Source organism: Micrococcales bacterium (assembly GCA_009784895.1).
Lineage (GTDB): Bacteria > Actinomycetota > Actinomycetes > Actinomycetales > WQXJ01 > WQXJ01.
Genome location: WQXJ01000009.1, coordinates 47,670 through 55,099 on the forward strand (window position 1 = coordinate 47,670; position 7,430 = coordinate 55,099).

The 7,430-nt window shown below is 64.5% G+C and carries 5 protein-coding genes; 3 read left to right on the forward strand and 2 right to left on the reverse strand.

The annotated features are described in order from the left end of the window. Window positions 1-158: 158 nt before the first annotated feature. The 3 genes from FWD29_02850 to FWD29_02860 all read left to right on the forward strand — a co-directional run bounded on the left by FWD29_02850 (window position 159) and on the right by FWD29_02860 (window position 5,702). The gene (locus FWD29_02850) at window positions 159-1,826 is read left to right on the forward strand and encodes a hypothetical protein (protein MCL2802887.1); all 1,668 of its coding nucleotides are present in this window, start codon (window positions 159-161) and stop codon (window positions 1,824-1,826) included. 172 nt (window positions 1,827-1,998) lie between these two features. After that, on the forward strand, window positions 1,999-4,308 hold the full coding sequence (locus FWD29_02855) for an ATP-binding protein (protein MCL2802888.1): 2,310 nt from the start codon (window positions 1,999-2,001) through the stop codon (window positions 4,306-4,308). A gap of 11 nt (window positions 4,309-4,319) precedes the next feature. Beyond that, window positions 4,320-5,702, forward strand: a complete 1,383-nt coding sequence (locus tag FWD29_02860; protein ID MCL2802889.1) for a PAS domain-containing protein — start codon at window positions 4,320-4,322, stop codon at window positions 5,700-5,702. A 161-nt stretch (window positions 5,703-5,863) separates the two neighbouring features. On the opposite strand, the gene mnmA is transcribed toward FWD29_02860, so the two are convergent. Both mnmA and FWD29_02870 read right to left on the reverse strand, forming a co-directional pair. Beyond that, a complete protein-coding gene (gene mnmA / locus FWD29_02865) occupies window positions 5,864-6,937 on the reverse strand; it encodes a tRNA 2-thiouridine(34) synthase MnmA (GenBank protein ID MCL2802890.1) in 1,074 nt (357 codons plus the stop codon). Between the two features lie 69 nt (window positions 6,938-7,006). Beyond that, window positions 7,007-7,430, reverse strand: a 424-nt coding sequence (locus tag FWD29_02870) for a VCBS repeat-containing protein (protein MCL2802891.1), incomplete at its 5' end; no start/stop codon positions are given.

Genomic DNA, 7,430 nt, shown 5'->3' on the forward strand with positions numbered 1-7,430 from the left:
CGCGCCTGGCGAACACAATCAAACTCCTCCCTCTCCCTCTAGGTATTACTGCTAATGTGACCTAGTCACTGACAGGTGCCCGTGTTGGGCTGGTCAGACATGTCCTAATACAGCCCCTCAGGGCGCGGCGCGCTCTGGCCAGTCGAGAACGGTACGAAATGAACCTAACAAGCGGCACTGCGGCTCCGCCGGCCCTCCCATCTGCACCTAGCGGCGGTTTCCTTCGCCAACTGATCAAGCTGATCGCCATCGTTCTGACGTTCTGTCTGGTGGCCTTTGGCGTGGTTTGGTTCTTGACGTCCGGTGGCATCACCAGAACCGCTTCCGACACCAAGCTAGTTGAGCTTCTGGTCAAAGCCGATTTCGCCGACCGTGCCTTCTTCACTGAGCAGGAGTTGATTCGCACCAACCACACTGAGCTGGAAGAGGAACAGCTGGATCCTGGCAATCAGGCGGTCAAAGAACTGGCGGCCGCTGCCAACAGCTTTGGCATTGCCAACCTGAAGCTGACCGATTCGGCGGCGGATAAGCAGATCATGGCCCTGCTGACCGATCCGGCCAAGCGTTTGGCCGAATCTCGCGAGGAGATCTGGCGCGGCCACCCGGCTGGCGATGAGTCGGTAGCTACCTACACCAATATGCAGATGGCGATCAGGGATTTGACTGCCAAAGCTCCCGATCTAATCCAAACCGCGGTGCTGGTGCCTAGCGCCAAGCAGTACGCCACGGCAGTGGCCACCGGTGGCAATCCCTGGCCACTGACGGTTCAAACACCCGACAACGACTTTCGCCAAGGAGCCCTAGACACCCTGGTTGAGACGACCCAGAATTCGGCTGACAAAGCCCACACCGCCCCAACTATCTTCATGTGGGTCACAATTGGCCTGGCCGTGCTGGCCGCAGCCGCCTGGGCCTTGCTGCTAATGGGCCGCAAAACCTGGGCCAAGCCAGTGCCCAAGGCGCCCAAGGCCGCTAGAGAACCCAAGGCGCCCAAGGCCGCTAGACAACCCAAAGCGCCCAAGGTCCCAGGTCTGGCCAAGACCGCCAAACAACCACTCGAAGCCGAGGCCGCGGCCCCCAAGGCCCCAATCTTCGCCAAAAAGACCATGGAACCGACTAAGGCCGAGGCCGCACCTGGACCCAAGGTAGATCAGACCCAGGCAGCGCCGGGGCCCATGGTTGAACAGGCCAAGGCGCCCAAGTCTTCGATCTTTGCCAAGAAAACCAAGGAGCCAACCGAGCCCAAGGCTGCACCTGAACCCAAGGTTGAACAGGCCAAGGCGCCCAAGGCTTCGATCTTTGCCAAGAAAACCAAGGAGCCAACCGAGCCCAAGGCCGCGCCTGGACCCAAGGTTGAACAGGCCAAGGCGCCCGAACCCAAACCGGCTGCAGCCACCCAGACCAGGCCTCCAGCCCCAGCCCTTGGCGCCAAGGCAGCTCAAGCCAAGGCCGAGCCCAAAGCGGCGGTCAAGCCGCCCCTGGCCAGCTCTGCGCCCAAGCCACCGGCGCCGGCATCGGCCGGAGACACCACCAAACCTGCGGCTAAGGGCCCCAGCTTTGGTCATAGCCCGGCCACCCGGCCGGCCCCGCGCTTCGGCCAGACCAGCGCCACAGCCGGCCCGGCCGCGCCCAAGGCTGGTGCGACTGCCGCCAAACCGGCCGGTGCCACCCCGCCGCCGGCTCGGCCGCCCTTAGGCGCGCCCAAGCCTGGCAAGACGCCGCCTGAAGGCGACCAAACCCCCAAAAAGGATCCGTCCACTGACACCAAGGCCAAACCCGAAGCTGGCCGCCGCATTCCGTGGCGCACCACCGGGGGCGGGAGCTAACCATGCCGCGACCTGGAGGCGTGTCGCCTGGGAGAGTGCTGGAAAGCACCCTCCGCCTCCACTTTCCCCCCGGTAGCCATCAGGCGGCTTTAGGCCTGGGCCTGGCCGCCAGGCGCTCGGCTAGACCTCAGTGCGAAGCGGCCAAACAGGCTCTGGGCAAGGAGCAGTTCGAGTGACACCGGCCACCCCCAGACGGGGACTGCTAATCGCCACGGTGGCTGTCTTGGCGGTCGGTCTGGCCACGGCAGTAGTCGGGCTGATTGGTGCCTTTGGGGCGCTTGGTTCGGCCAAACTCGACCAGTCAATAGTGGGCGTTTTCCAGCGGGTCGAAGCCGCCAGCGCGTCACTGGCAAACGAGCGTCAACTGACTGACGAACCTGATGCCATTGACGCCACAGACCGTGCCTTTGCCGCACTGGCCAGCCAACTGGCTTCTATCAGCATCACGGACTGGACCTGCGATGCTCAAGAAGGCCAGGTCAACACGGCAGAGGTCCGTCAGTACCCTGAAGACGCCCTGACCGCCGCCCGGGCTAGTGGGCCGGCTGAAGTTGATCAGCTAATTGGTCAGCTTGATGCCATCCCCCAGCTCTGCGTCGGCTCAATCAATGACACTGGGCTTCGCACCACTATCGACTCCTACGCCGCAGCAGTGGCGTCGACTCCGGCAATCGGGGCTCAGGACCTCAGCCAGCGAGACGCAACTTTGACGACGGCCTCGAAAGCAGCCGACTCGCTGGTCAGCACGGCTGACGGCCGGGTCGTGGCGACCGCCATCGCGGTTGGCCTGTTGGCCCTTGGCCTGGCCTTTGGGCTGTGGCGCCTGATCCGTGGCGGCAAGGCTCCGGCCGAGAGCCAGCTGCGCCGGCGCCTAGCCGATGGTTGGCATCGCTTCACCGGGTCAAAAGATGATTACGATCAGATTCCCGAGGTCGAGATCATCGGTCCGCCGGGCCGCGGCGCCGCCAGCTTGCCGGCTATGGCCGCCCCTCGGCCCGCAGATGACCCCGACCAGACCGAGGTAGCTGAACCCGAATTCGAACCGGTGGCTCTCGACGAGCCGGAGGGCCTGCCGGCCTCACCAGTGGCCGGTGTCGAAATGGCTGAGTCCTTCGCCGACCCGGCAACTGCGGCCGAACTCACCCCCAACCCAGCGCCGCCGGCGCCGACGGTTGCGCCACCGCCCCGACCAGTGCCGCCATTGGCGCCCAGGCCCACACCCAGACCACGACTCAAGCCTTTGTACCTTGACCCAATGCCGATGAGCCCTTCGGCCATCAGCGACACAATGCTCGAGCCGGTCGCCGGACTCGATTCGCCAGCCAGCCGGGAGGTTGAGGCGCCTGTCAGAGGTGCCGTCCTGGCCAAATTCGCACCCCGGGTCTCACCGACTCCGGCCCAAGGTCCGGCCCAGCGCACCCTCAAACCCTCCCGGGCGCGCATCGTTGAACCTGGTGGCGCGGCCACCCATCCGGCCACGGCCGGTCTGCGGCCAGACCAGATCAGCCAGCTATTGGCGGCCGAGCAGCCAATCGCCTTGACACAGGCCATGACCGAAGCCCTAGCTCAGGTCAGCCGGCCACACCAGGTTCGCTGGTCACTGCGAACCGAATCCGAGCTGCCAGCCGCTCTGGCGCCACGCCTAGCCCACGTCGTGGCCGAGCTGATCGACGCGGCCACGGCCAAGAACCCAGCCCTGGTGGTGCTTGTCACCGCCAACCAGGCGGGCCCAAATCTCTACGTCACCGTCTCTGACCGCGCCGCAGGCGGCAGCAATGGCCGCTTTGGCCTGGGATCACGTTCAAGAGCCATTCAAGCAGTGGCCGACCGTATGGGCGCTTCGCTGACCTCACGCGCCGGGCCGGGCGGGCGTGGTAGCGACGTCACCGTCTCGTTGCCGCTTCAACCGGAGGCCGAATCTGCGGCGGTGGCATCCCCGGCACCCGCCGCGCCAAGGCAGCCCAGCCCGGCCATCGCGGCGGCACCTCCGCCGGTCGAAGAGACCACTGCGGCCGCACCGACCAGGTCCTGGATTTCGACCAGCCCAACCTACGAACCCGCCCGGCAACGACTGACCCGTCAGGCCCCCTATGAGCCAGCCGCCTCAGTCTCCAGCGCCAAAGCAGCCCGGGTTACGACCACCGATGCCGGATCATCGATCTGGGACGATTCCGCCCACCAGCGGCGGGTCGCCCCACCCCAGTGGGGTCAACCGCAAAGCCCGCTGACCGACCCAACTGCCTACGGTCAAGCCGCACCGGCACCGAAGTCACCTGAGGCCTCACCTTGGGACAGTCACGGCGAGACCGACAGTCATCATCAGACCCCTGCCACCAGCCCAGCCCTAACCAATTGGCCGCCAGTGCGAGCTGTTGAGGTTCCGGCATCGGCCCCTCAAGCTGCCCCACCCGCCCCGGTGGCACCACCAGACGACCCATGGGACCGCCTGGCTCCACCCGGCCGGCGCAACGGCGCGGCCTAAGGGGTTGACGAATGACGCGACCCGAGCCGAGCCGTCACCCGAGCGCCATCGCCATGGTCCTAACCGGCGCTGATGGCATTATCTCGGCTGTCAGCCCGAGCCTTGAGGCTATGACCGGTCGCAGCCGGACCGAGGCGATTGGCTCACCCTTGGCCCTGTTGCTGCATTCGGGGCAACCAAGCGGTCTAAACACAAATCTGATGCCAGCCCTACAAGCCGGCGAAATGACGGTGGCTTATCAGCATTTGGCGGATAACTTGGGTGGTTCGGTTTGGCTGCTGACGGTGAGTGTCGGCATTTCTGAAGGCACTTTGCTGGTCGGTTTCCCACCCAGCCACGAAAAGGCCCAACGCACGGCTGAACGGCTCTACCGCCTGACCACCGACGTTGAGCGCTCGGCCTTAGAGGCAGGTCAGTCGCGCGAGGCCGCCACCGCGCTGGGCGCGGAGAAACTCGACGCCCAACTGGCCGATATGGGCAATGGCAGCTACGCCGAATGGATCCAAAGTGTCCTGCAGGCCGAGGTCGATGACCGTCCAACCCTGGCAGGCTCGCCCCAGGGAGGGCCAATGGACTACGTCTGGGACCGGGCCTTGGATTTGCACACCATCGTGGCCAAACAACAGGCCGGCCAGACCAAGCTGTTTGAGGCCTCGCAGGTTATGGCCTCGGCCGCCCAGAGTGCTGAAAACCAGGCCGAGCCGATGGACCAGACTGGCGCCCAGGTGGTGGCAGCCGCCTCGCAACACCAAGGCGGTAGCGCCACCTTGCTAACAGCCGGCCACCGGGTTAGTGCTGGCGCCCAGGATTCGGCCCTGCGTGTGCGCGCCCTGCAGCAGGTGGTCGAGCGCACCCAGACCCTAATGGCGGCCCAGCGCTTCATGTTGGCCGGCACGTTGGTCCTGACGGAGGCTGTTTTCGCTGCGCTGCGGCCAGCTTGTCTGGCCAGTGGGGCTTCGGGGCGGGTTTTGCCCGATGCCGCCTACCCACCTGCCGTCAAAACTCGCCCGGGTGACAGGGAGCTTGAGTTTGTGGCGCCGCTGGTGGCGGCACTGCGTGAACTGGCACCGCGGTTATCAATGGGCACGGCCCGGATCCAAGCCGGGTTGAACCGGATCACCAAAGAAGCGATCGAGGCCGCCGGGCAACTGCGGACCTTTGACTCCTCACTGGCCTCATGGCGACTGCTGTCCCAGCGTTTTGGTCTACCGACTTGGCTAGTGCCCGACGACCTCGACCCGCAGGGCGCGGCTGCCCGGCTCGACGGCCTGGTTGACCTAGCCCGCGCCGCCTTGGGTCGCGGCGGCTTCACCGACCCAACGCCCATTTCTGAAGCCGCCGCCCAAGTCAGCCGGGCCCTGCGCCAAGTTGCTGGCCCTTTCCGCCGCGGCTAGGGGGTTGGTGAATAATGCGCGCCGAAACGAGGATCGTCACCAGGTGATGCATCGCCAGGCGGAGGTCTGCCCCGCTAGCAGAGCTAACGGGGTACGGCCGACAACGAAGCGAGGCGCCGCCTGGGGGCGACCGCAGCCGGCGGGAATTGTTCACCAGCCCCCTAATCACGTTCGACTAGACCGTGGGCGATGACCAGGTCGCCGCGGTAGAAGACGGCCGATTGCCCGGCCGCCAGGGCGCCGATGGGCTGGTCCAGCGCAACGTTTCCACGGTCTTGTTCCTGCCAGGTCAGGTGACAGGGATAGACCCGGCCATGGGCTCTAACCTGGACTTCGGTTTCGAAGACCGGCCCTGGCTGGGGCACCAGCCAGCTCAACTGAGACAAGCCAAATGACTCCACTGCTAGGTCCTCGGCCAAGCCAACCCGGACCAGGCCACCAGGCACGTCGACCGCGGTGACGTAGCGCGGCCGGCCTGTCGGGTCCGGATCGCCCAGCGCCAAGCCTCGGCGCTGTCCCACTGTGAAACCGTAGGCACCATCGTGATGGCCTACCACTGTGCCAGTTTGGTCTAGAACAACCCCCGCCTGCGCGCCAAGGCGCTGGCGCAAGAAACCTTGGACATCGCCATCGGCAATGAAGCAGATGTCGACTGAATCGGGTTTGGCCGCCGCCGGCAGGCCAAGGCTCCGGGCCTGGGCCCTAACCTCAGCCTTTGAGGTCATGTCGCCTAAGGGAAAGAGGCAACGGCTTAACACCTTGGCTTCCACCGCCGCCAGCACATAGGACTGATCCTTGGCCCGGTCTTTGGACCGGCGCAGCTGGACTTGATCATCCTTTAGGCAAAGCCGGGCATAGTGGCCAGTACAAATGGCATCAAACCCGAGGGCCGTAGCTTTGGTTTGCAGCAACCTGAGCTTAATCAGCCGGTTGCAGCGGACACACGGATTTGGAGTCCGCCCGGCAGCGTATTCGGCCACGAAGCCCTCGACCACTTGCTCTTCAAATTGCTTTGAGGCGTCCCAAACCTGAAAGTCGATACCAAGTATGTCCGCCACGGCCCGAGCCTCGTTGGCCTCATCCACCTGGCCACTGTTTTCGCCGTTGGCCCGGCTTTTGGACGCAGTCCGGTTCAGGGCCAAGTAGGCTCCGGTCACCTGGTGGCCAGCATGAACCATAGCGGCGGCCGCCACCGCCGAATCGACGCCGCCCGAAAGGGCGGCCAGCACCCTCATCGGTTCACTTCCACGAAGATGTTTGCAACTGACTGGCCAGCCGCCGCCTGGCGACCTGGCCTGGTCGGTTTACCAGCCGGTTCCTATTTGGGCGGTTGGCTGCCATTTGCCGCCACCCTTGGCCTGGTAGTACATCAACTTGCCGTCATTAGTCCGGCCAATCAGGTCAGCCATGCCATCGCCGTTCAAATCAGCGGCTGAAATAGTGGTGAAAACACCCCAACCATGACCCACTTGGACAGGCGACAGCCACTTGCCGTCGCCCCTACCACCGTACAAATACAAGTTGCCGTCTTTACGCAAACCGTAGATACCGTTCTTACCAGTCTTATTGGCATCCCCGGCTCCAAACACTTCCCAACTGGTCCAACTAGTCCCAACCTGCGGGTAAGGCGACATGAACCCGCCCTTACCGTTACCGCGGTACATGATCAACTCACCGGTAGGCCTGATGGCCAGCAAATCAGCTTTCTTATCCCCAGACACGTCACCA

Excerpts from the sequence above, each read along its gene's own strand:
- FWD29_02850 (MCL2802887.1), top strand. The coding sequence starts at position 159 with ATGAACCTAACAAGCGGCACTGCGGCTCCGCCGGCCCTCCCATCTGCA.
- FWD29_02860 (MCL2802889.1), top strand. The coding sequence starts at position 4,320 with ATGACGCGACCCGAGCCGAGCCGTCACCCGAGCGCCATCGCCATGGTC.
- mnmA (MCL2802890.1), bottom strand. The coding sequence starts at position 6,937 with ATGAGGGTGCTGGCCGCCCTTTCGGGCGGCGTCGATTCGGCGGTGGCG.